The following is a 20,848-nucleotide window of genomic DNA, read 5'->3' on the forward strand; positions in this document are numbered from 1 at the left end:
CATCCGAGTTGGCGAGGCGGCATCTGGTGCCTGGGCTGGTGTGGACGCCGCGCACTATGTCGGCACCAACTGCGACGGAGACGCGGGTATTGCCCAATGTCAGGCCGCGTTACGGCTGAGTTTGTGGAGACCCGATAACCCGGGGGTTGCGGTCAGCATGGTTCCGAAGAGGATGTGCTTCCGCGCTCGCCGAGGAAGCGCGATCCGCCGGCGACTCACGACACGGGGCTCGAGACGAGGCGGTGGGAAGGGCAAGGGAAGTGCGAGCGGAGCTCCCAAGGAGACCTGACTACCTGTCACTGGAGTCAGCATTGGGTCAGCATCAGTCTGATTAAAGCTGACAACGCCTGGCGAAACTTGCACTTCGAGGGCGAGTCGAATGCTGACGTGAGGAGTGTTTGCTGACGCAGGTCGAGTTAACCGGACGGGGTGCGCTGATCGTCACCAGGCGGTACTCGCTCCATGAGTGGAAAGTGCCAGCTCAGCGCACTCGACCCCGCGCCTTCAGTGGCACCGGCGGCAGCTCCGGTGCCGCCAAGCGATCCCCGTCGTACCCCTTCACTTCCCCGAATCTCGACCCGCTCATCCACTCCTCCCGGGCCTGTTTGATATCGTCCTGCGTGCGTCCGACGAAGTTCCACCACATGATCAGCTCTTCCGCGAACGGCTCGCCGCCCAGCAGCATGATTCCGGCGTCCGACTCGGCGCGCAGCGGGAGTTCGGAGCGTCCGCAGCCGAGGTAGAGCAGCGAACCGGGGAGCACCGGTACGCCGTCCACGTGGACCTCGCCGGACATGGCCAGCACGCCGTACTCGAAGTCGGGCTCCAGGGGCAGCCGTACGCCGGCGCCCCGGGTGAGGGCGAGGTCGGCGCCGATGATGGGGGTGTACGTCGTACCGGGCGAGGCGGAGCCGTCGAGGTCGCCGAGGATCACCGTGGCGGTCAGGCCGGGCGCGGTGACCGTGGGCAGGTCCGGGTGGTGCTCGAACCGCGGGTCGGTGTGGCGGTGTTCGTCGGGCAGCGCGACCCACAGCTGGGCGCCGTGCAGGAAGCGGGCGTGTGGGCGCGGGCTCTCCTCGGAGTGGCTGATCCCGCGGCCCGAGGTCATCAGGCCCAGCTGTCCGGGCCGGATCGTCTGCAGGCTGCCCGTCGAGTCGCGGTGCAGCACCTCGCCCTCGTGCAGCCAGCTGACCGTCTGCAGCCCGATGTGCGGATGCGGCGGGACCTGCATGCCGGGCTCGTCGGCGATGTCGTCCGGGCCGTAATGGTCGACGAAGGCCCACGCGCCGATCATGCGACGGCCGAGGTTAGGCAGCAGCCGGCGCACCTCGGTCGACTCGCCCAGCCTCACCTGACGGGGGCTCAGCAGCTCGCGGACGGGCTCGGCCACGACGAATCCGCGGCCGCCGCAGACGCTGGGCACGGGCGCGCGGTCAAGGTTGCTCATGGCGGACAACTTAGCGGTGCGGGCGGCGTACCGGTGAGCGTGGACCCGCATTCGCCCTGGTTAAGTCGATCGACTGACGTGCATTCGGCCACGACATCGAACTGCGCATCCAAGGCGTGGTTCGGACCTGTGCGGACCTGCCGGGGACCTGTCGGGGCGGGGGTGCGTGGGATCGGTGAGGGCCTGGCGTGCCGTGGACGAGGTGGCGGGGGGCGGGGCTGGGGACGGCGCCGGACTCATGGTTGCCGCGCGCTCGGTGACGGCCCGGCCGTGGACGGAGTGGCCGTGGACGGGCTGGCCGGGCTGGGGACCGGGGACGGCGTGCCGGTTGCCGGGTGCGGTGGGCGGGCCGGTTCGGTCGGGCGGGACTGGCCGCCGCGCACCGCGAAGAACACCAGCACGGCCAGGGCGGCCAGTGCCATCGTGCCCAGCGCCGTACGGCGCGGCAGCGCCCGGCGGGGCCGCCTCGCTGCCGTCGGCACGCGCAGTGGCCGCAGGTCGGCGGGACCCACGGAATGCGCCCGCGCGGCCAGTGCGGCCCGCAGCCGCTCCTCGACCGGCGTGTACGCGGTTCCGGTACCGGACTCGTTCATCGCAGACCCTCCAGACGTCGGCCGAGGGCGTCCAGGGCCCGGCTGGCCGTGGACTTGACGGCACCTCGCGACAGGCCGAGCGTCGCCGCGATCTGGGCCTCGCTCAGATGCGACCAGTAGCGCAGCACCAGCACCTCCCGCTGCCGCCGGGTCAGCGTGCGCAGCGCCGCCAGCACCTCCCGATGGTCCTCGTGCAGCAGCACGTCCTCCTCCGGGGCAGTGAGCGTGCTGCTCGAGGGCGGGGGTGTGCGCCCGTACGGTCCTGCACCGGCGCAGCACCGAGCGGGCCGCGTTGACGACGCTGGTCCGCAGATAGGCCTCCGGGTCGTCGAGCGAGGCGAGCCCTTCGTCCTCCCGGGGACCGCGCGTGCCGACGCCCCTGCGGGACTGCACCCACTATGGCTTCGAGGGAACGCGCCCCTCCTCGCGCCCGCGGGACATCGGCAGGACCGCGCCCCGCGTGACCGCTCCTCGCTGGTGTCCGTCGAGGTCCGAGCCCGCGACCGGCCTGGGACCTCCCCCTCCTCGTAGCCCCCGCGGACCCGCGCCCTGCCGCCCTTGCGGAATCCTGACTGCCGTGGCCCTTGGGGGCGGCGCCCGCTGGTGCCCTGAAATGCAATGGCCCTGGCGCCGTTTCGAGGGGCGCCCGCTCTCGCCGCTGCAAGGGACCGCCGCTGGTGACGGGGCGGCCCGTCACACGCCGTCAGTCCGCGCAATCACCGTCCAGTCCGGCGCCAGCACCGACCAGATCTCCTCGTCGTGTCGCTCGCCCCGGTACGGGTAACTCTCCCGCAGGACCGCCTCCTTGCGCATACCCAGTCGCCGGGCGACCGCGATGCTGGGCGCGTTCCCCGCCGATACCCACCACTCCACGCGGTGGATGCCCCGCTCCCGGATCGCCCAGTCGATGAGCAGACGTGCGGCCCGGGTCACCAACCCCCGGCCCACCGCGGCCGGTTCCAGCCAGCAGCCCGCCTCCGCCGTGCCCCGAGGGACGTCCATCCGGCGCAGGATCACCGCTCCGACCAGCGTGCCGTCGAGCCGGATCCCCCGGATGAGGCCCGCGTCGGCCGCCTCCTTCCCGGCGTACGCCGTCAGGAACTCCCGGGCGGCCACCAGATCCGTGACCACGTCCGGGAGAGCGTTGAACCGTCCGATGAACTCCCGGCCCCGGTCCACATGTGCGAGGAACTCCTCGGCCTGCCAGGGCTGGAGGGGACACAGCTCGGCACCGTCGGCACCGAGGGAGGTCGCGTACATGGTCACCTTCGGATGATCGGGTGGGACATCTGTAGGCCAGCCTACGGTCGGCCCCCTCGCCGCGGGCCGTCCGGCCTCCTTGCGAGGCTCGCGCATGTCGAGGGCGGTACGGTCCGCCGGAGTCACCCGTCGAACGCCGCCACCTCCCCCTCCGCGAACGCGACCGCGTCCGCGTGCCCGAACAGGCCGGGCAGGCCGCCGGTGTGTACGAACACCGTCTTCTCGCCCGGCCGCACGTCACCGTCCCGGACGGCCGCCCGGAGCCCTGCCAGAGCCCGGCCCGTGTAGACGGGGTCGAGGACCAGGCCCTCGGTGCGGGCTGCGATCCGGAGCGCCTCTTTCACCGGCCCGGTCAGCGTCGCGTAACCGCCGCCCACCTGGTCCCGGCGCACCCGCAGCCCCTCCGGCGTGATCTCCTCGGTCGAGAGCGGTGCCGCGAACTCGGCGACGGCGGCGGCCGGGTCGGCCAGCGCGCAGGACCGAGCCGGCGCCCAGGGCCGCGACCAGGCCGGCCATGGTGCCGCCCGAGCCGAGCGCGACCACCACCGTGCGCAGCTGGGGCACCTGCTCGTCCAGTTCCTCGCCGCAGCGCACATAGCCCCGGGCGCCCGGCACCCCCGACCCGCCGAACGGGATCAGGGCGGGCCGGGCACCGCTCGCCCGCAGCCGTGCGCACACCTCGGCCGCCGCCGCGTCCAGCCCGGCCTGGTCCACCTCGCCCGCCCAGGCGATCCGCGCCCCGAACAGCCCGTCCAGCGCGAGGTTCCCGGACCGGGAGACGCCCGGCGCGCCGCGCAGCACGAGGACGGCGGACAGGCCCAGCCGGGCGGCCGCGGCGGCGGTCAGCCGGGCGTGGTTGCTCTGCGGGGCGCCCGTGGTCACGAGCGTGTCCGCGCCCTCGGCGAGCGCCGCGCCCACGGTCCACTCCAGTTTGCGGATCTTGTTTCCGCCGCCGCCCAGACCGGTCAGGTCGTCCCGTTTGATCCACAGGTCCTCGGGCCCGAGCCCCAGCGCCGCGGCGAGCCGGGGCGCCGGTTCGACGGGGGTGGGGAAGGTGCCGAGCGGAACGGGGGAGTGGCCCATGGCGTACGTCCTTCGATGCCGGTCGCGGTCGTTCGGCACCAGTCGATCACACCGGCAGCAGCCGGGCGATCAGCGCGCTGAGCTGACGGGCCGTACGGCACTCGTGCATCTCGACCAGCTCGGCGTACGCGGGCGCGGCCGAGTCGCCGGTGCCCCACCGGTCCCGCGGCTCGGGGTTCAGCCAGTACACGCGGCGGGCCCGCCCGGCGACCTCGCGTACGGCGGCCAGGTTCGGGTCGCTCATGTTCGTCCGGGCGTCCCCGAGGACGAACACGGTGGTGCGCGGGCCCACCGCGTCGCCGTATCGCGCGGCGAACTCGCCCAGTGCCACGCCGTAGTCGCTGCTGCCGTGCCAGCCGGTGAGCGTGGCCTCGGCGTGGATGCGGGCGCCGAGCCCCTCCGGGTCGGCGCGGCCGTGGTCGAGCAGACCGGTCACCTCGTCGAGCCGGTTGACGAAGGCGAACACGCGGACCTTGCTGAACTGGTCGTGCAGCGCCTGCACCAGCAGCATCGTGAAGTCGGAGAAGCCGGACACCGAGCCGGACACGTCGCACAGCAGCACCAGTTCGGGGCGCACGGGGCGGCGCCTGCGCAGCACCGGCCGCATCGGCACCCCGCCCGTGGACAGCGAGGAGCGCAGGGTGCGGCGCAGGTCGACGGTGCCGCGCGCGGCCCGGCGGCGGCGTGCGGCGAGCCGGGTGGCCAGCTTGCGCGCGAGCGGCTGAACCGCCCTGCGCAGTTCGGCCAGTTGGTTTCGGTTCGCGTACAGGAAGTCCACCCGGTCCGCGGTCGGTACGACGCCGCGCCGGGCGATCTCGTCCCGCCCACGCCGCTCGGCGACCCTGCGCCGCGCCTCCGCCCCGACCATCCGCCGGAACTCCTCGATGCGGCCCCGGATCTCGTCGTCCAGCAGCCGGTCCGCGAAACCGGAACCGCTGCCGTCCCGGCCCCGGACGTCCGCTCGCACCCGGGCCAGCAGGGTCTGCGGGCGCAGCCGGTCCAGCGTCTGGTACGCCGACCAGCCGTCCGAGCCGGGTGAACTGCCGTAGCCGCCGAGGGCGTCGACCGCGTCCACCGCCAACCGGGCCATCAGGGCACGGTCGTCCGCCGCCAGGGCTTCCGCCAGCCGGTCGCGCAGCGCCTCGCGGTCCCTGGATTCTCCGTCCGGGCCGCCCACCCCGCGCGGGAAGTACAGGTCGAAGACCGGGTCGAACACCGCGCGCTGACCGGGGCCGTGCAGCAGCGTCGCGGCCAGCCCCTCGCGCAGCCGCTCCCGGTCGGCGAGCCCCAGCGCCTCCGCGGCACGGGCCGCGTCCACGGTCTCGCCGGTGCCGGTCCGCACGCCGTGTGCGCGCAGCGCCCCGACCAGCCCGGTGATCCGCTCGGCGACCGCGGTCACAGCGCGTCCAGGTCGAGCTTCGCCGCCGCCTTCTGGATGTCGTCCTGATGCTTGAGGATCACCCCGAGGCTGTCCCGTACGAACGTCTCGTCCAGGGCGTCGGCGCCCAGGGCGAGCAGGGTGCGCGCCCAGTCGATGGTCTCCGCGACGGACGGCGCCTTGCGCAGGTCCATCGCGCGCAGCGCGCCGACCACCCGGACCACCGACTCGGCCAGCGCCGCGTCGAGGCCCGGCACCTTCAGCCGTACGATCCGCCGCTCCAGCTCCTCCTCGGGGAAGCCGATGTGCAGGAACAGACAGCGGCGGCGCAGCGCCTCGGACAGCTCCCGGCCGGCGTTGGAGGTGAGGACGACGAACGGGCGCCGGGTCGCGGTGACCGTGCCCAGCTCCGGGACCGTGATCTGGAAGTCGCTGAGCACCTCCAGCAGCAGCCCCTCCATCTCGATGTCGGCCTTGTCGGTCTCGTCGATCAGCAGCACCGTCGGCTCGTCACCGCGGATCGCGGTCAGCAGCGGGCGGGGGAGCAGGAATTCCTCGCTGAAGATGTCGGTGCGGGTCTCGTCCCAGCTCTCGTCGCGGCCCGCGCTGATCCGCAGCAGCTGCTTGGCGTGGTTCCACTCGTAGAGCGCGCGGGACTCGTCCACGCCCTCGTAGCACTGCAGCCGGACCAGCCGGGCCCCGGCCACCTGGGCGACGGCCTTGGCCAGCTCGGTCTTGCCGACCCCGGCCGGGCCCTCCACCAGCAGCGGCTTGCCGAGCCGGTCGGCGAGGAACACGGTCGTGGCGACGGCGGGCGAGGCCAGGTAGCCGGTCTCGGCGAGGCGGGCGGAGACGTCGTCGACGGACGTGAACAACGGGGCCTCCGGCGGGTCGGGAGCGGTTCGCGGACTCCTATCTAAGCGCTTGTTCAGCACCGCTGTCACGTGGATTCTGCGGAGCGGGCCGGCGCGCATGCTGTTGTCCGCTGTCCCGCGCAGCACCCCGTACGGGCCAGCCCAGCGCGCCGACCGGCTCGCCCGCCCGGTCCAATGAAACCGTGACCGCGCCCCCGGACGACTGCCTCGCGCGCAACGAATGGATCTGCGGCGCCTATCTGAGCACCCGCCGCCGGATCCTCCTCGACGCGGGCGTGCAGCACCTCCAGCTGACCGTGCTGTCGGTCCTCATCGGCCTGGCCGTCGCGCTGCCGCTCGCCGTGCTGGCGCGCCGCCGGGCCTGGACGGCCGGGCCGGTGCTCGCCGTGACCACGATCCTCTACACGATCCCGTCGCTCGCCATGTTCTCCCTGCTCCTGCCGCTGTACGGCCTCTCGGCCACGCTCGTCGTCGCCGGACTCGTGCTGTACTCGCTGACCCTGCTCGTCCGGAACATCCTCGCGGGCCTGCGCGCCGTCCCCGAGGAGATCCGGCAGGCCGCGCGCGGCCTCGGCTACGGCCCGATCCGGCTGCTGCTCACCGTTGAACTGCCCCTCGCCCTGCCCGCCGCGATGGCCGGCCTGCGCATCGCCACCGTCTCGGCGGTCTCCCTGGTCACGGTCGGCGCGATCGTCGGCTTCGGCGGGCTCGGCAACCTGATCTATGCGGGCATGAACACCTACTTCAAGGCCCAGGTGCTCACCGCCTCCGTGCTCTGCGTGCTGATCGCCGTCGCTGCCGACCTGCTTCTGCTGGGTGTGCAGTGGCTGATCACGCCGTGGACCAGGGCGGCCCGCGCAGGGGTGCCCGCTGGACGAGGCGGGCCGCGCACGAGGGTCCTCGGGGTGAAGGCGGGCCGCGCATGAGCACACTCACCGCGACCTGGCAGTGGCTCACCGACCCCGCGCACTGGTCGGGCGACGACGGCGTCCGGCACCGGCTGCTCCAGCATCTGGTGCTCACCGCCGTCTGCCTTTTCCTCAGCTGTCTGCTCGCGCTGCCCGTCGCCCTGGTCCTCGGCCATCTCGGCAAGGGCGGCGCGCTCGCCGTGAACATCTCCAACGTCGGCCGGGCCGTGCCCACGTTCGCCGTCCTGGTCCTGCTGCTTCTCACCCCGGTCGGCCAGTGGGGCGAGGGTCCCACGGTGGTGGCCCTGGTGCTGTTCGCCGTACCGCCGCTGCTCACCAACGCCTACGTCGGCATGCGCGAGATCGACCGCGGCGTCGTACAGGCGGCCCGTGGCATGGGGATGACCGGAGGGCAGATGCTGCTGCGGGTGGAGCTGCCCCTCGCGCTGCCGATGGTCCTGAACGGGGTGCGGATCGCCGCGGTCCAGCTCGTCGCCACCGCCACCATCGCCGCGCTCGCCGGCGGCGGCGGGCTCGGCCGGATCATCACCGCCGGCTTCAACCTCGCCAGTACGCCCCAGGTGGTCGCGGGCGCCCTGCTCGTCGCCGGGTTCGCGCTCGTCGTCGAGGGTGTCTTCGAGATCGCCGAGCGACTGGCACCGGGGTGGGCGAGGAGCGGCCGATGAGAAGAAGAGCGCTCACAGCCGTCACGCTCCTCACGCTCACGGCCTGCACCACCGGCCCCTCCCTGGAGAACCGCGGCCAGGTCACCGCATCGCCCGGCGACAGCCACCACCTCACCATCGGCTCGGCCGGCTTCACCGAGAGCGATCTGCTCGCCCAGCTGTACGCCCAGTTGCTGGACCGGGCCGGCTACAAGACCTCCCTGCTCACCGTCAACAACCGGGAGCTGTACGAACCGGCCCTGGAATCCGGCCAGATCGACGTCGTCCCCGAGTACGCGGCCACCTTCGCCGACTGGCTGAACGCCAAGACACACGGCGCCGACGCCGAGCCCGTCGGCTCACCCGGCCTCGGCAGGACGATGACCGCCCTGCGCCGGCTCGCCGCGCCTCGCGGCCTCACCGTCCTCCCGCCCGGCCGCGCGGTCGACCAGAACGCCTTCGCCGTGCACGCGGACTACGCCCGCCGGCATGGCCTCAAGTCCCTCAGCGACCTCGGCGCGGCGAAGCTGAGGGTGCGCCTCGCGGCTGGCGACGAGTGCGTCCAACGGCCTTACTGCGCACCCGGGTTGAGGAAGGTGTACGGCATCGACGTCACCGGCGTCGACCCCAAGGGCGTCGGCACCACGCAGGCCAAGCGGGCCGTGCAGGAGGACCGGGACCAGATGGTGCTGACCACCACCACGGACGCCACCCTCGACTCCTTCGGCCTGGTCCTGCTGGCCGACGACAGACATCTGCAGAACGCCGACTACGTGGTCCCGGTGGTCAACCGCTCCCGGGCGGGCAGCGCGGGCGTGGCCAAGGCGCTGGGCAGGCTCAACGACGTCCTCACCACACAGGACCTGGCCGACATGAACCAGCAGGTGGACAGCTGGCGCCGGCTGCCCGCCGACGTCGCCCGCGCCTACCTGGAAAACAAGGGCCTGCTGAAGTGACCGGGTTCAGGCATCCGCCACCGAGTCGAACGGCACCTGCCCCCGCGCCACGCCCCGCGCGTCCGCGTCCACCGAGCGGCGCAGGGCCTCGTGCAGCTTCGCAGGGGTGAGCACGCCGAGGAAGCGCGCGCCGTCCAGCACCGCGACCCACCCGGCGTCGTACTGGAGCATCATCCCGAACGCCTGCTTGAGCGGTGCGCCGACCGGCACCCACGCGGTCATCCGGCGGGTGTGGTCCCCGACCGTGCCGCCCCGCACCAGCTCGTCGATGCCGGCCCAGCCGTGCAGATCGCCGTGCGCGTCGAGGACGACGGCCCACCGGGCACCCCCGGCCCGTAGCCGCTCGACGGCACGTTCGGCCGGCTCGTCCACGCGGGCCACGGGCAGCTGCTGAAGATCGTCCGGCTCGATCGCGGTGACCGACAGCCGCTTCAGCCCCCGGTCGGCGCCCACGAAGGAGGCGACGTACGGGGTCGCGGGCGCCCCCAGCACCGCGCCGGGCGTGTCGAACTGCTCGATCCGGCCCTGCCCGTACACGGCGATCCGGTCACCGAGCCGCACCGCCTCCTCGATGTCGTGCGTGACCAGCAGCACGGTCTTGCGCACCGCGGCCTGCATCCGCAGGAACTCGTCCTGCAACTGCTCGCGCACCACCGGGTCGACCGCGCCGAACGGCTCGTCCATCAGCAGCACCGGGGGATCCGCCGCGAGCGCCCGCGCCACACCGACGCGCTGCCGCTGTCCGCCGGACAGCTGCTCCGGATAGCGCGGCCCGTACGTCTTCGGGTCGAGCCCCACCAGGTCCAGCAGCTCGGCGGCCCGCGCCCGCGCCTTCGCCCGCTTCCAGCCGAGCAGCGCGGGCACGGCCGCGGTGTTGTCCAGGACGGTGCGATGCGGAAAGAGGCCCACCTGCTGGATGACGTACCCGATGCGGCGGCGCAGCCGCACCGGGTCGACCGAGGCGATGTCCTCGCCGTCGACGAAGATCCGGCCGGAGGTCGGCTCGATGAGCCGGTTGACCATCATCATGGTCGTCGTCTTGCCGCAGCCGGAAGGCCCGACGAGCGTGACGAGTTCGCCCTCGGGCACCTCGAAGGAGAGGTCGTCCACCGCCGTCGTGCCGTCCGGATACCGCTTGGTGACCTGCTCGAACCGGATCATGTCCGCACGCTAGCGGGGCCGGGCGCGCGGCGCGCGGCGGTGGGGTCCACCAGGTGGCGCAGGCCGGACCCGTTCGGGGGCTGCGGCTCCCCGATCGGACCACACCGGCGCGCCGCCCGCCGAAGCAGGTGATCAGCTGAATCGCGGCACACCTGTCATCGGCACCGGGGGACGGGCGACGGACAGCCCGATCGCCCCCGCCCCCGGCGTGGGGTGCGGCGGCGGCATCGGCAACCAGGACACGCTGGCGAACGCCGATGACCAGCCGAAGTGACGCCCCGTCAGCTCAGCAGGATCACTTCCAGTGTGCGCGGACCGTGCACGCCTTCCACCCGGTCCAGTTCGATGTCGCTGGTGGCCGAGGGGCCGGAGATCCAGGTCAACGGGCGGGCCGGATCGAGGCGTTCGAGGGCCTGCGGGACCGAGGAAACCACCTGTTCCGGGACTCGGACGACACAGACGTGGTGGTCGGGGACGAGCGAGATACGGCGCCGGCCCTGGTCGGGGGAGCCGTCCAGGACGATCGTGCCGGTCTCGGCGATCGCCACCGCACACCCCGTCACCACACTGCCCACCCGGTCCAGCCGCTGCGGCGTGCTCACCGCCCGGTCGTGGATCCGCACCGGGTCCGCGGCGGACAGCCACGCCGGTGGCAGCCCCGGCGGTACCAGCACCTCCTGCGAGCCGCGCCGGGCCAGCAGCCGCATCACGAGATGCGGCATCTCCTCGTCGGTGGCCCGGTGGACGACCGCCCGGTAGTCCGCCAGGTTCTCGGCCAGCAGTTCCACCGTCCGCTCGGTCGTGCGCGTCCCGTGCTCCCGCAGATAGTCCCGGCTCACGGCCTGCTCGTACGGCCTCTCGTCCGGTGTCACATCGGCGAGCGCCCGCCGCACCCGGCCCAGGATCCTGTCCCTGCTGCTCACTTGGCCCCGTCCTTTCTGCCCTGCGTGCGCTGCCACCAGTCCCGGAAGGGTTCCGCCGGTACGGCGGGCAGGTCCCGGGTGCCGCTCCACGCCCTGCCCGGGCCCGGCAGGGTACGGGGGTGCAGCCGGCGGGTGCGGCAGGCGAGGCGCTGGCCGGAGCGCAGGGCCCCGGGGTGGGTGAACGCCCAGCGAGCCGCCCGCATGGCCGCCCGCTCGGCCGCATGCCCCTTGGCCGGCTTCAGCACCACCTTGTTGCCCTGCCGTACCGCCGGACCGCCCTCCACGACCCGCTCCCGCAGATGCACCAGCACCTCGGGGATGTCGATGGCGACCGGGCACACCTCGTAGCAGGCCCCGCACAGACTCGACGCGTACGGCAGTGAGGCGTCGATCTCGCTCGCCGTGCCGCGGAGTTGGGGACTGAGGATCGCGCCGATGGGGCCCGGATACACCGAGCCGTACGCGTGGCCGCCCGCCCGCTCGTACACCGGGCACACATTCAGGCAGGCCGAGCAGCGGATGCAGCGCAGGGCCTGGCGGCCGACCTGGTCGGCGAGGGTGTCGGTGCGGCCGTTGTCGAGCAGGACGAGGTGGAAGGTGCGCGGGCCGTCGCTGTCCGTGGTGCCGGTCCACATCGACGTGTACGGGTTCATGCGCTCGGCGGTGGAGGAGCGGGGGAGGGTCTGCAGGAAGACCTCCAGGTCCCGCCAGGTCGGCACGATCTTCTCGATGCCGACGACCGAGATCAGCGTCTCCGGCAGGGTCAGGCACATCCGGCCGTTGCCCTCGGACTCGACGACGACCAGGGTGCCGGTCTCGGCGACCATGAAGTTGGCGCCGGAGATGCCGACCTTCGCGCGCAGGAACTTCTCCCGCAGGTGCAGCCGGGCGGCCTCGGCGAGTTCGGCCGGGGTGTCGGTCAGACCCTCGGGAGCGGGCCGGCCCCACTCGCCCATCTCCGAGCGGAAGATGTCCCTGATCTCCCCCCGGTTGCGGTGGATGGCGGGCACGAGGATGTGCGAGGGCCGGTCCTTGCCCAACTGCACGATGAGTTCGGCGAGATCGGTCTCATAGGCGTGGATACCCTCTTCGAGGAGCGCCTCGTTGAGTCCGATCTCCTGCGTGGCCATCGACTTGACCTTGACGACCTCCGATTCGCCGGTCTCCTTGACGAGTTCGGCGACGATCCGGTTGGCCTCGTCCGCGTCGGCGGCCCAGTGGACCGTACCGCCCGCCGCCGTGACCGACTCCTCCAACTGCACCAGATAGCGGTCGAGATGACGCAGCGTGTGGTCCTTGATCCGGCGGCCCGCCTCTCGCAGCGCCGCCCAGTCCTCCAACTCGGCCACCGCACGGGCCCGTTTGGCGCGGATGGTGTGGGTCGCGTGCCGCAGATTGCCGCGCAGAGTGGGGTTGTGCACGGCATCGTGCGCGGCCTTCGGAAAGGCCGGCATGCCGACGAACGTTCCGCTCATACCGCCGGTTCCTCCTCCGTGCTCGCCAGGATCTCCGCGATGTGGACGGGCCGCATGCCGACCCGCAGTCGGCTCATGGTGCCGCCGATGTGCATCAGACAGGAGTTGTCGGCCGCGCACAGCACCTCCGCGCCCGTCGACTCGGCGTTGCGGACCTTGTCCGTGCCCATGGCCGCCGAGACCTCGGCGTTCTTCAGCGCGAACGTGCCGCCGAACCCGCAGCACTCGTCGGCACCCGGCAGCTCGACCAGCTCGAGGCCCTTGACCGCCCGGAGCAGCCGGAGCGGCCGGTCACCGAGCCCGAGGGAGCGCAGGCCATGACAGGTGGGGTGGTAGGTGACCGTGTGCGGGTAGTAGGCGCCGACGTCCGTCACCCCGAGCACGTCCACCAGGAACTCGGTCAGCTCGTACGTCTTCGGCACCACCGGCGTCAGCGTCCGCGCCAGCGAGTCCCCCCGCCCCTCGGCACGCGCCCGCTCGCCCATCCGCGGATACAGCTCCCGCACCATCGCCCCGCAGGAACCGGAGGGAGTGACGACCGCCTCGTACTCGCGGAAGACATCGGAGAAGTGCCGGGCCAGCGGCTCGGCCTCGTGCCGGTAACCGGTGTTGTAGTGCGCCTGCCCGCAGCAGCCCTGACTCATCGGGAAGTCCACGTCGACACCCAGCCTGGTCAGCAGTTTCACCACGGCACGGCCGGTGTCCGGATAGAGCGTGTCGTTGACACAGGTCAGGAACAGGGCGACACGCATCGCGGCTCCTCGGGATCGGTCATCGGACGAGTGCAGGGTAGTAGGCGAACAACGCCGAAGGGAGACCGCCGCTCACCGTGCGGCGAGCCGCGCCTCGGCCTCCCGCCAGCGCACGCCGTCGCCACGCGGCGCGTACCGGGTCAGCGGCTGGGTACGGCTGAGCAGCCGGCGCATCGCGGCCAGGTCGCCGACCAGCCCCTGGGCACGGGCCTGGACCAGGACGTTGCCGAGGGCCGCCGCCTCCGTCGCACCGGCGACCACGGGCAGCCCGCAGGCGTCGGCGGTCAGCTGGCACAGCAGCGCGTTGCGGGTGCCGCCGCCGACGAGGTACACCACGTCCACCGGATGGTCGGCCAGCCGCTGCGCGTCCGCGACGGCCCGCCGGTGGGCGAGGGCCAGTGAGTCAAGGATGCACCGGGTGACCTCGGCCCGGGTGACCGGCACCGGCTGCCCCGACGCCCGGCAGCCCTCGGCGATCCGCTCCGGCATCCGCCCCGGCGCCAGGAACGTCTCGTCGCCGGCGTCCACCACCGAGCGCAGCGCCGGCACGACGCCGGCCTCGCGCAACAACACACCCAAGTCGGGCTCGCCCCAAGTGCGTTGGCATTCCTGGAGCAGCCACAGTCCCATGATGTTGCGCAGATACCGGACCGTGCCGTCGAGCCCCAGCTCGTTGGTGAAGTTCGCGGCCCGGCTCTCCTCGGTGAGTACCGGAGCGGTCAGCTCCAGTCCGGCCAGGGACCAGGTGCCGGTGCAGATGTAGGCGAAGGGCTCGCCGGTGGCGGGGACGGCGGCCACCGCGGAGGCGGTGTCGTGCGAGCCGACGGCCGTCACCGGCACGGGACCGGTCAGCCTCGTGTCCTCCAGCACCTCCGGCCGCAGCAGCCCGGCCGGATCGCTGGGTTGCCGCAGCGGTGCGAACAGGCCGAGGTCGATTCCGAGCCGCTCGGCGATGCCGTACGACCACGTCCGCGTCCGGGGATCGACGAGCTGGGTGGTGGAGGCGTTGGTCAGCTCGGTGCCCTGCTCGCCGGTCAGCCAGTACGACACCAGGTCCGGGATGAGCAACAGCCGCTGGGCATACGTGAGTTGACGTTTCTCGCGGGCGGCCGTCAGCTGGTACAGGGTGTTGAAGGGGGCGTACTGGATGCCCGTCGCGGCGTACAGCTCCCCGGCCGGCACGGTCGCCCACACCTTCTCCGCGACGCCCTCGGTGCGGGCGTCGCGATAGTGCACCGGGTTGCCCAGCAGGGCTCCGTCGGCGTCCAGCAGGCCGTAGTCCACGGCCCAGCTGTCGATGCCGACCGAGTCCACCGGGCCGGCCGCCCGCAGCCCGTCCAGGACACCGCCGTACAGCGCGAGGATGTCCCAGCGCAGGCCCTCGGGGGTGCGCACCGGGCGGTTGGGAAACCGGTGTGCCTCGCTCAGCTCCAGCGAGTCCGCGCTCACCCGGCCGACCATCACCCGCCCGCTGGAGGCGCCCAGGTCGACCGCGGCGTACGACTTCACGAGCCCGCTCATCGCAGGAACGCGGCCGCCACACCCGCGTCGACCGGGACATGCAGCCCGGTGGTGTGGGTCAGCTCGCCGCCGGTCAGCGCGAAGACGGCGTTGGCGACGTGCTCCGGCAGCACCTCCCGCTTGAGGATGGTCCGCCCCGCGTAGAACTCGCCCAGCTTCTCCTCCGGCACCCCGTACATCGCGGCCCGCTGCGCACCCCAGCCGCCCGCGAAGATCCCGGAGCCGCGCACCACACCGTCCGGATTGACCCCGTTGACCCGGATGCCGTGCTCACCCAACTCGGCGGCCAGGAGCCGCACCTGGTGGGCCTGGTCGGCCTTGGTGGCGGAGTAGGCGATGTTGTTCGGCCCGGCGAAGACCGCGTTCTTCGAGGCGATGTAGACGATGTCACCGCCCATCCCCTGCGCGATCATCACCCGCGCCGCCTCCCGTGAGACGAGAAAGGAACCGCGGGCCATGATGTTGTGCTGCAGGTCCCAGTCGCGTGCCGAAGTCTCCAGCAGCGGCTTGGAGATGGAGATCCCGGCATTGTTGACGACCAGGTCGACTCCGCCGAAGGCGAGCACCGCCGCCTTGAAGGCGTCCGCGATCTGCTCCTCGGACGTGACGTCGACGGTGGCGGCGACCGCCTTGTCCGGCCCGCCCAGCTCCTCCGCCACGGCCTGGGCGCTCTCGTCGTTCAGATCGGCGACGACGACACACGCGCCCTCGGCCACCAGCCGGTGCGCGATGGCCCTGCCGATCCCGCTGCCCGCGCCGGTCACCAGCGCCACCCGGGTCGCCAGCGGCTTCGGCCGCGGCATCCGCTGGAGCTTGGCCTCCTCCAGCGCCCAGTACTCGATGCGGAACTTCTCCGACTCCTCGATCGGCGCGTACGTCGACACCGCTTCCGCGCCGCGCATCACGTTGATGGCGTTGACGTAGAACTCGCCGGTCACGCGAGCGGTCTGCTTGTCCTTGCCGAAGCTGAACATGCCGACGCCGGGCACGAGCACGATCGCCGGGTCGGCGCCGCGCATCGCGGGGGAGTCGGGCATGGCGTGCCGCTCGTAGTAGGCGGCGTACTCCTCCCGGTACGCGGAGTGCAGCTCCTTGAGCCGGGCCACGGCCTCCTCCAGCGGCGCGGACGGCGGCACGTCCAGAACCAGGGGGCGCACCTTGGTCCGCAGGAAGTGGTCCGGGCACGACGTGCCCAGGGCCGCGAGCCGTGGATGCTCGGCGCGGGCGAGGAACTCCAGCACGACGCCGGAGTCGTCGAAGTGCACGACCTGCGCCTTGTCCCGCGAGGCGACGGTCCGGACGTACGGCGCCAGCGCCGCCGCCCGCTCCCGCCGCGCGGCCTCGGGGAGGGCCTCGTACCCCTCGATCACCGGCCCGAAAGGCTCCGGCTTCCCGCGCTCGGCGAGAAACGCCTCCGCGGTGCGGATGATGTGCAGCGAGTTGCGCTCGCACTCCTCGGACGTCTCACCCCACGCCGTGATCCCGTGCCCGCCCAGAATGCAGCCGATCGCCTGCGGGTTGGCCTCCTTGACCGCCGCGATGTCCAGCCCGAGCTGGAACCCGGGCCGTCGCCACGGCACCCACACCACCATGTCCCCGAAGCACTCGGTGGTCAGCTTCTCCCCGTCGGCGGCGCAGGCGAGCGCGATCCCCGAGTCCGGATGCAGATGATCGACGTGCGCGGCTTCGACGAGCCCGTGCATGGCGGTGTCGATGGAGGGAGCCGCCCCGCCCTTGCCGTGCAGACAGAAGTCGAAGGCGCCGACCATCTCGTCCTCGCGCTCGACGCCCGGGTACACCCCCTTCAGTGCCCGCAGCCGGTCGATCCGCAGCACGGCGAGCCCGGCCTCGGTGAGCGTCCCGAGGTCACCACCGGACCCCTTGACCCACATCAGCTCGACATCACCGCCGGTCACGGGATCGGTGGCGGTGCCCTTGGCGGACGCGTTTCCGCCGGCGTAGTTGGTGGTGCGGGGATCGGAGCCGAGCCGATGGGAGCGTGCCAGAAGGGCGGCGGCTTCGGGGTGGGGTGCCATGATCGGTTCTCTTTCCTGCGTCGTCGGAGCGGGGCGGCGCTGCGGTCGCGTGTTGTTTGAATCGTTTCAGGAAATTAGTCACATGGGTGCGCGGCGTCAAGATGTCGGCGCAGTCGGCCCCGGCGGGTGCACGGGGCGCGGGAATTCATTCTGCTCCTTGGCATCGCGGGTATGTGAAACGTTTCATGACATTTCAAGGTCGACGGCACGTATGGGCGCGGTGGCGTTCGCCTGCGAGTTGGTCACGCGGGGCGCGAGGTGGGTTGGCGGAGCGAGGACGGGACGCTCGTGGTCGACGTCCTCGTCCCGCCGCACCTTCCGGCGGCCGTACCGCGCGCCCGCCCGGCCGTCGGCCGCGATCCGGCATCCGTTCGCCGGCCTCGAATGCGCGCGGGGGTTGCTCAGGCCAGGAAGGCGGGCCTGAGCACCTCCTCGCACCACTGGCGGAAGCCGGTGGGGCCGGGCGATGTGGTGCGGTGCTCCTCGTCGTAGGCGCCGTTGTTCTGGGCCACGGCCATGTCGGCCAGACCCTGCGCCCAGGCCTCGCTCGCCCCGTGCTCCAGCATCGTCGCGCGGTAGGCCTCGACCGGCACCTGCTGGAAGCGGACGGGCCGCTCCAGCACCTCGGAGACGATCCGGGCCACGCCGGCGGGGGACAGGGAGTCGGGGCTGACCACGGGCACGGCGCCCTGACCGGTCCACGAGTCGTCGAGCAGGAGCGCGGCGGCCTTCGCGGCGATGTCGCGGGTGGCGACGAGAGCGAAGGTGTGATCCGCGGGGTGGGGCCAGAAGAAGGCGCCCTGGTTCCTGATCGTGTCGAGCTGCCAGAGCAGGTTCTCCATGAAGCCCGGGGGACGCAGCGCCCGGAACTTCACGCCCGTGCCCGCGAGCAGTTCCTCGCCGGCCCGGGCCGCCGAGAGGTGGCCGGCGTTCCGCTCGATCCCGGTGCCCATGGTCGAGACGGCGACGACCCGCTGGACGCCGTGGCTGCCGATCGCCTCGCACGCCGACCGGGTGGGGTCCAGGACATGGTCCTCCACGCTCTCGGCGCGCGGGTCCGGGGGTACCAGCCAGAACACGGCATCCGCGCCGGTGAACGCCTTCATGACCACATCGCGGTCACGGTGTGAGCCCTGCACGACTTCGACCCGCTCGCGCACATCCGGGGCGAGCCGGCCGGGATCGCGCACGATCACACGGACCGGCTCCTCTGTGCCGAGGACACGGTCGACGACCTGCCGGCCGATCTGGCCGGTGGGAGTGGTGACGACAAGCATCAGGAAGCTCCAAGAGAGTTCGTGGGAAAGGCGGTTGACGCCACGCGGCACGAGCCGGCGTACCGGGAGACCGCCTGCGCCGATCCTGCGCCGAAGCCGCACTGCACGGAAGGACCGGTCGGATCCCGCTTGTTACCCTCAGGGACATACCGAACGGAGGTGCCAGATCGTGGAGTCCCGGTCACTGCGCTACTTCGTCGCCGTCGCGGAGGAACTCAACTTCTCCCGAGCCGCCGAACGGCTGGGCATCTCCGCCCCGCCCCTGTCCCGTGCCATCCGCCGACTGGAGACGGACCTCGGCGTCCCCCTCTTCGAGCGCACCACCCACAGCGTCACCCTCACCCCGCCCGGCCGTGTCCTGCTGGCCGAGGCCCGGATCGCCCTCGACGCGCTGCACGCCGCCGGCCGCCGGGCCCAGCGCGCCGCCGACCCCGAGCCCAAGCTGGTCCTGGCCGTGAAGGCCGACGGCGACGCGGGCCTGCTGGAGCCCATCCTGGCCCGCTACGCAACCGAGCCCGGAGCCCGGCCCGTCACCGTCCGGCTCTCCGGCTGGCGCGAGCAGGTACGGCTGCTGCGCGAGGGCGAGGCCGACGCGGCCCTGATCTACGAGCCGTTCGACCGGACCGGTCTGGACGCCGAGCCGCTGGCCGTCGAGGCCCGCCTCGCCGCTCTCCCGGCCGCCCATGCCCTGGCCGCCCGCGACCACCTCACCCTCGCCGACCTGGCCCTCCCGGGCGTCGAGCCCGGCCGCCTCGACGGCCTGGACCGCTACCTGGACACCGTTGTCGAGCGCCACAGGATCGCCGACCTGCCGCAACTGCTCACCCTCGTCGAACTGGGGGAGGTGGTGACGCTCCTGCCCGAGTCGGTCACGACCCGCTACCCGCGCCCGGGCGTCGTCTACCGCGAGCTGCCGGACACACCCCCGGTCACCCTGTCCATCGCCTGGCCCCAGCAGTCCCGCTCGACGGCCACGGCGGCACTGATCCGCGCGGCCACCGCGGTGGCCCCCGTCGGCGTGGCTCCCTGATACCGCTGTCAGGCCACGAGGCGAAGAGGCGGCCGGCCCGGGTGGGGCCGGCGGTCGCACGGGATGGTGTGGAGGACGTTGACGCGTCGTCGAGCCAGGCCGATCCGGGGACCGCTCCGCGATGTACGACCCGACCAGCCGCCGGAGTTGCGGACCACTGGAGCCCGCCGAGCGGGCCGCCCGACCGCAGCCGCGGGACGAAGACCCGGCGCGGATTGATCACGGTCACCGTGATGTCGTCACGCTTCGTCATACGATCGGCCGCCATCACGCCGGCGTATCCGCCGCGGCCTGATCGGGCCGCCCCCCGCCTCAGGCCCCCCACCCCGCCTGCTGCCCTCCGACGCGCTCCGCGACGATGCTCTCGGCCCAGCCGGAGCGGCGGTAGGCGGCCATCGGGTCGGGGTCCAGCCCCAGCTCCTGCCGCACCTCGGCCAGCAGCGGCCGTACATCGGTGTTGTACGCGTCCATGAGCACGGCGTTCGCCCCGAGCACATCACCCTCGCGCTGGGCGGGCGCGAGCGCTTCCCGGTCGACCAGCAGGGCCTTGGCGGTGGCTTCCTGGACGTTCATGACCGAGCGGATGATCGCCGGGATCTTGGGCTCGATGTTGTGGCACTGATCGAGCATGAACGCGACGTCCGGCCCGAGCCCGCCCCCACGCACCACCTCGTACATGATGCGGAAGAGCTGGAAGGGGTCGGCGGCGCCCACCATCAGGTCGTCGTCGGCGTAGAAGCGGGAGTTGAAGTCGAACCCGCCCAGCTTCCCCTCACGCAGCAGCGTGGCGACGATGAACTCGATGTTGGTGCCGGGCGCGTGGTGGCCGGTGTCGACGACGACCTGGGCCCTGTCGCCGAGCTTGAGACAGTGGGCGTAGGCGGTGCCCCAGTCCGGGACGTCGGTGGCGTAGAAGGCCGGCTCGAAGAACTTGTACTCCAGCAGCAGGCGCTGTCCGTCCCCGAGTCGCTCATACACCTCGGCCAGCCCCTCGGCCAGCCGCTCCTGCCGCGCCCGGATGTCGTCCTGGCCGGGGTAGTTCGTGCCGTCGGCGAACCACAGCTTCAGGTCCCTGGACCCCGTGGCGTCCATGATGTCGACGCACTCCAGCAGATGGTCGAGCGCCTTGCGCCGTACTGCCGGGTCCGCGTGGCAGATGCTGCCGAGCTTGTAGTCGTCGTCCTGGAAGGTGTTGGAGTTGATCGCCCCCAGTGCCAGCCCGCGGTGCTCGGCGTACTTGGCCAGCGCCGCGTAGTCCTCGACCTTGTCCCACGGGATGTGCAGGGCGACGGTGGGGGCCACGCCGGTGAACTCGTGCACCTTCGCCGCGTCCTGCAGCTTCTCCCAGGGGTCGCGCGGCACGCCCGGTTGGGCGAACACCTTGAAACGGGTTCCCGAGTTCCCGTACGCCCACGACGGCGTCTCGACGGCCTGGGTCTTGAGCGCGGCCTTCACCGCGGCGAGGTCGGTCACTGCGCGACTCCTGGTGATTTCGATCGTACGACGAA

Annotated in this window: 17 protein-coding genes and 2 pseudogenes; 4 read left to right on the forward strand and 15 right to left on the reverse strand. The window is 72.3% G+C overall.

Going from position 1 to position 20,848, the window contains the following annotated elements; all coding sequences use genetic code 11:
- Window positions 1–481 precede the first annotated feature (481 nt).
- From ACFYOH_RS13920 to ACFYOH_RS13950, 7 genes and pseudogenes are all read right to left on the reverse strand, one after another.
- Window positions 482–1,447 (reverse strand): pirin family protein, encoded by a 966-nt coding sequence (locus tag ACFYOH_RS13920; RefSeq protein WP_388625138.1) that lies wholly within the window; start codon window positions 1,445–1,447, stop codon window positions 482–484.
- Between the two features lie 236 nt (window positions 1,448–1,683).
- Entirely contained in the window at window positions 1,684–2,040 is a 357-nt protein-coding gene (locus tag ACFYOH_RS13925) for a hypothetical protein (RefSeq protein ID WP_388625140.1), read from the reverse strand.
- A pseudogene (locus ACFYOH_RS13930) lies at window positions 2,037–2,382 on the reverse strand (sigma-70 family RNA polymerase sigma factor); the annotation flags it as partial. The pseudogene ACFYOH_RS13930 and the gene ACFYOH_RS13925, both read right to left, overlap by 4 nt.
- Before the next feature lie 351 nt (window positions 2,383–2,733).
- On the reverse strand, window positions 2,734–3,300 hold the full coding sequence (locus ACFYOH_RS13935) for a GNAT family N-acetyltransferase (RefSeq protein ID WP_388625948.1): 567 nt from the start codon (window positions 3,298–3,300) through the stop codon (window positions 2,734–2,736).
- A gap of 122 nt (window positions 3,301–3,422) precedes the next feature.
- Window positions 3,423–4,383 (reverse strand): annotated as a pseudogene (locus ACFYOH_RS13940) (pyridoxal-phosphate dependent enzyme).
- Between the two features lie 46 nt (window positions 4,384–4,429).
- Window positions 4,430–5,782 carry a VWA domain-containing protein gene (locus ACFYOH_RS13945; protein ID WP_388625142.1) on the reverse strand — a complete coding sequence of 451 codons (1,353 nt, stop codon included), beginning with the start codon at window positions 5,780–5,782 and terminating at the stop codon, window positions 4,430–4,432.
- The gene (locus ACFYOH_RS13950; RefSeq protein WP_388625144.1) at window positions 5,779–6,636 is read right to left on the reverse strand and encodes an AAA family ATPase; all 858 of its coding nucleotides are present in this window, start codon (window positions 6,634–6,636) and stop codon (window positions 5,779–5,781) included. The genes ACFYOH_RS13945 and ACFYOH_RS13950 overlap by 4 nt, the downstream gene beginning before the upstream one ends.
- Before the next feature lie 182 nt (window positions 6,637–6,818).
- Here ACFYOH_RS13950 and ACFYOH_RS13955 point away from each other — a divergent pair, with 182 nt between their 5' ends.
- From ACFYOH_RS13955 to ACFYOH_RS13965, 3 genes are read left to right on the forward strand one after another with little or no spacing between them, the layout of a single operon-like run.
- The gene (locus ACFYOH_RS13955; protein ID WP_388625147.1) at window positions 6,819–7,562 is read left to right on the forward strand and encodes an ABC transporter permease; all 744 of its coding nucleotides are present in this window, start codon (window positions 6,819–6,821) and stop codon (window positions 7,560–7,562) included.
- Window positions 7,559–8,230 carry an ABC transporter permease gene (locus tag ACFYOH_RS13960; RefSeq protein ID WP_388625150.1) on the forward strand — a complete coding sequence of 224 codons (672 nt, stop codon included), beginning with the start codon at window positions 7,559–7,561 and terminating at the stop codon, window positions 8,228–8,230. Before ACFYOH_RS13955 ends, ACFYOH_RS13960 begins: the two co-directional genes overlap by 4 nt.
- On the forward strand, window positions 8,227–9,165 hold the full coding sequence (locus ACFYOH_RS13965) for an ABC transporter substrate-binding protein (RefSeq protein WP_388625153.1): 939 nt from the start codon (window positions 8,227–8,229) through the stop codon (window positions 9,163–9,165). Before ACFYOH_RS13960 ends, ACFYOH_RS13965 begins: the two co-directional genes overlap by 4 nt.
- Before the next feature lie 6 nt (window positions 9,166–9,171).
- On the opposite strand, the gene ACFYOH_RS13970 is transcribed toward ACFYOH_RS13965, so the two are convergent.
- The 7 genes from ACFYOH_RS13970 to ACFYOH_RS14000 all read right to left on the reverse strand — a co-directional run bounded on the left by ACFYOH_RS13970 (window position 9,172) and on the right by ACFYOH_RS14000 (window position 18,310).
- Window positions 9,172–10,326, reverse strand: coding sequence for an ABC transporter ATP-binding protein (locus ACFYOH_RS13970; protein WP_388625156.1), 1,155 nt, complete (start codon window positions 10,324–10,326; stop codon window positions 9,172–9,174).
- A gap of 281 nt (window positions 10,327–10,607) precedes the next feature.
- Window positions 10,608–11,249 carry a lactate utilization protein C gene (locus ACFYOH_RS13975; RefSeq protein WP_388625159.1) on the reverse strand — a complete coding sequence of 214 codons (642 nt, stop codon included), beginning with the start codon at window positions 11,247–11,249 and terminating at the stop codon, window positions 10,608–10,610.
- Window positions 11,246–12,724, reverse strand: coding sequence for a LutB/LldF family L-lactate oxidation iron-sulfur protein (locus ACFYOH_RS13980; RefSeq protein WP_388625162.1), 1,479 nt, complete (start codon window positions 12,722–12,724; stop codon window positions 11,246–11,248). The genes ACFYOH_RS13975 and ACFYOH_RS13980 overlap by 4 nt, the downstream gene beginning before the upstream one ends.
- Window positions 12,721–13,476, reverse strand: coding sequence for a (Fe-S)-binding protein (locus ACFYOH_RS13985; RefSeq protein ID WP_388625164.1), 756 nt, complete (start codon window positions 13,474–13,476; stop codon window positions 12,721–12,723). Before ACFYOH_RS13985 ends, ACFYOH_RS13980 begins: the two co-directional genes overlap by 4 nt.
- Before the next feature lie 72 nt (window positions 13,477–13,548).
- Entirely contained in the window at window positions 13,549–14,997 is a 1,449-nt protein-coding gene (locus ACFYOH_RS13990) for a rhamnulokinase family protein (protein ID WP_388625167.1), read from the reverse strand.
- Window positions 14,994–17,033: a bifunctional aldolase/short-chain dehydrogenase gene (locus ACFYOH_RS13995; RefSeq protein ID WP_388625170.1), complete on the reverse strand. Its 2,040-nt coding sequence runs from the start codon at window positions 17,031–17,033 to the stop codon at window positions 14,994–14,996. Before ACFYOH_RS13995 ends, ACFYOH_RS13990 begins: the two co-directional genes overlap by 4 nt.
- A gap of 401 nt (window positions 17,034–17,434) precedes the next feature.
- Window positions 17,435–18,310, reverse strand: coding sequence for an NAD(P)H-binding protein (locus ACFYOH_RS14000; RefSeq protein ID WP_388625172.1), 876 nt, complete (start codon window positions 18,308–18,310; stop codon window positions 17,435–17,437).
- A gap of 169 nt (window positions 18,311–18,479) precedes the next feature.
- On the opposite strand from ACFYOH_RS14000, the gene ACFYOH_RS14005 reads away from it, so the two are divergent.
- Window positions 18,480–19,340 (forward strand): LysR family transcriptional regulator, encoded by an 861-nt coding sequence (locus ACFYOH_RS14005; RefSeq protein WP_388625175.1) that lies wholly within the window; start codon window positions 18,480–18,482, stop codon window positions 19,338–19,340.
- A 312-nt stretch (window positions 19,341–19,652) separates the two neighbouring features.
- On the opposite strand, the gene rhaI is transcribed toward ACFYOH_RS14005, so the two are convergent.
- A complete protein-coding gene (gene rhaI, locus ACFYOH_RS14010; protein WP_388625178.1) occupies window positions 19,653–20,813 on the reverse strand; it encodes an L-rhamnose isomerase in 1,161 nt (386 codons plus the stop codon).
- Window positions 20,814–20,848 lie beyond the last annotated feature (35 nt).

The sequence above is a fragment of the Streptomyces sp. NPDC007856 genome, from assembly GCF_042868225.1.
Lineage (GTDB): Bacteria > Actinomycetota > Actinomycetes > Streptomycetales > Streptomycetaceae > Streptomyces.

Bases quoted from the DNA above. Each gene is read 5' to 3' on its own strand.
- ACFYOH_RS13970 (WP_388625156.1), bottom strand. From the start codon at position 10,326: ATGATCCGGTTCGAGCAGGTCACCAAGCGGTATCCGGACGGCACGACG.
- ACFYOH_RS13990 (WP_388625167.1), bottom strand. From the start codon at position 14,997: ATGAGCGGGCTCGTGAAGTCGTACGCCGCGGTCGACCTGGGCGCCTCC.
- ACFYOH_RS13920 (WP_388625138.1), bottom strand. From the start codon at position 1,447: ATGAGCAACCTTGACCGCGCGCCCGTGCCCAGCGTCTGCGGCGGCCGC.
- ACFYOH_RS13925 (WP_388625140.1), bottom strand. From the start codon at position 2,040: ATGAACGAGTCCGGTACCGGAACCGCGTACACGCCGGTCGAGGAGCGG.
- ACFYOH_RS13995 (WP_388625170.1), bottom strand. From the start codon at position 17,033: ATGGCACCCCACCCCGAAGCCGCCGCCCTTCTGGCACGCTCCCATCGG.
- ACFYOH_RS13965 (WP_388625153.1), top strand. From the start codon at position 8,227: ATGAGAAGAAGAGCGCTCACAGCCGTCACGCTCCTCACGCTCACGGCC.
- ACFYOH_RS13985 (WP_388625164.1), bottom strand. From the start codon at position 13,476: ATGCGTGTCGCCCTGTTCCTGACCTGTGTCAACGACACGCTCTATCCG.
- ACFYOH_RS14000 (WP_388625172.1), bottom strand. From the start codon at position 18,310: ATGCTTGTCGTCACCACTCCCACCGGCCAGATCGGCCGGCAGGTCGTC.
- ACFYOH_RS13960 (WP_388625150.1), top strand. From the start codon at position 7,559: ATGAGCACACTCACCGCGACCTGGCAGTGGCTCACCGACCCCGCGCAC.
- ACFYOH_RS13935 (WP_388625948.1), bottom strand. From the start codon at position 3,300: ATGTACGCGACCTCCCTCGGTGCCGACGGTGCCGAGCTGTGTCCCCTC.
- ACFYOH_RS13980 (WP_388625162.1), bottom strand. From the start codon at position 12,724: ATGAGCGGAACGTTCGTCGGCATGCCGGCCTTTCCGAAGGCCGCGCAC.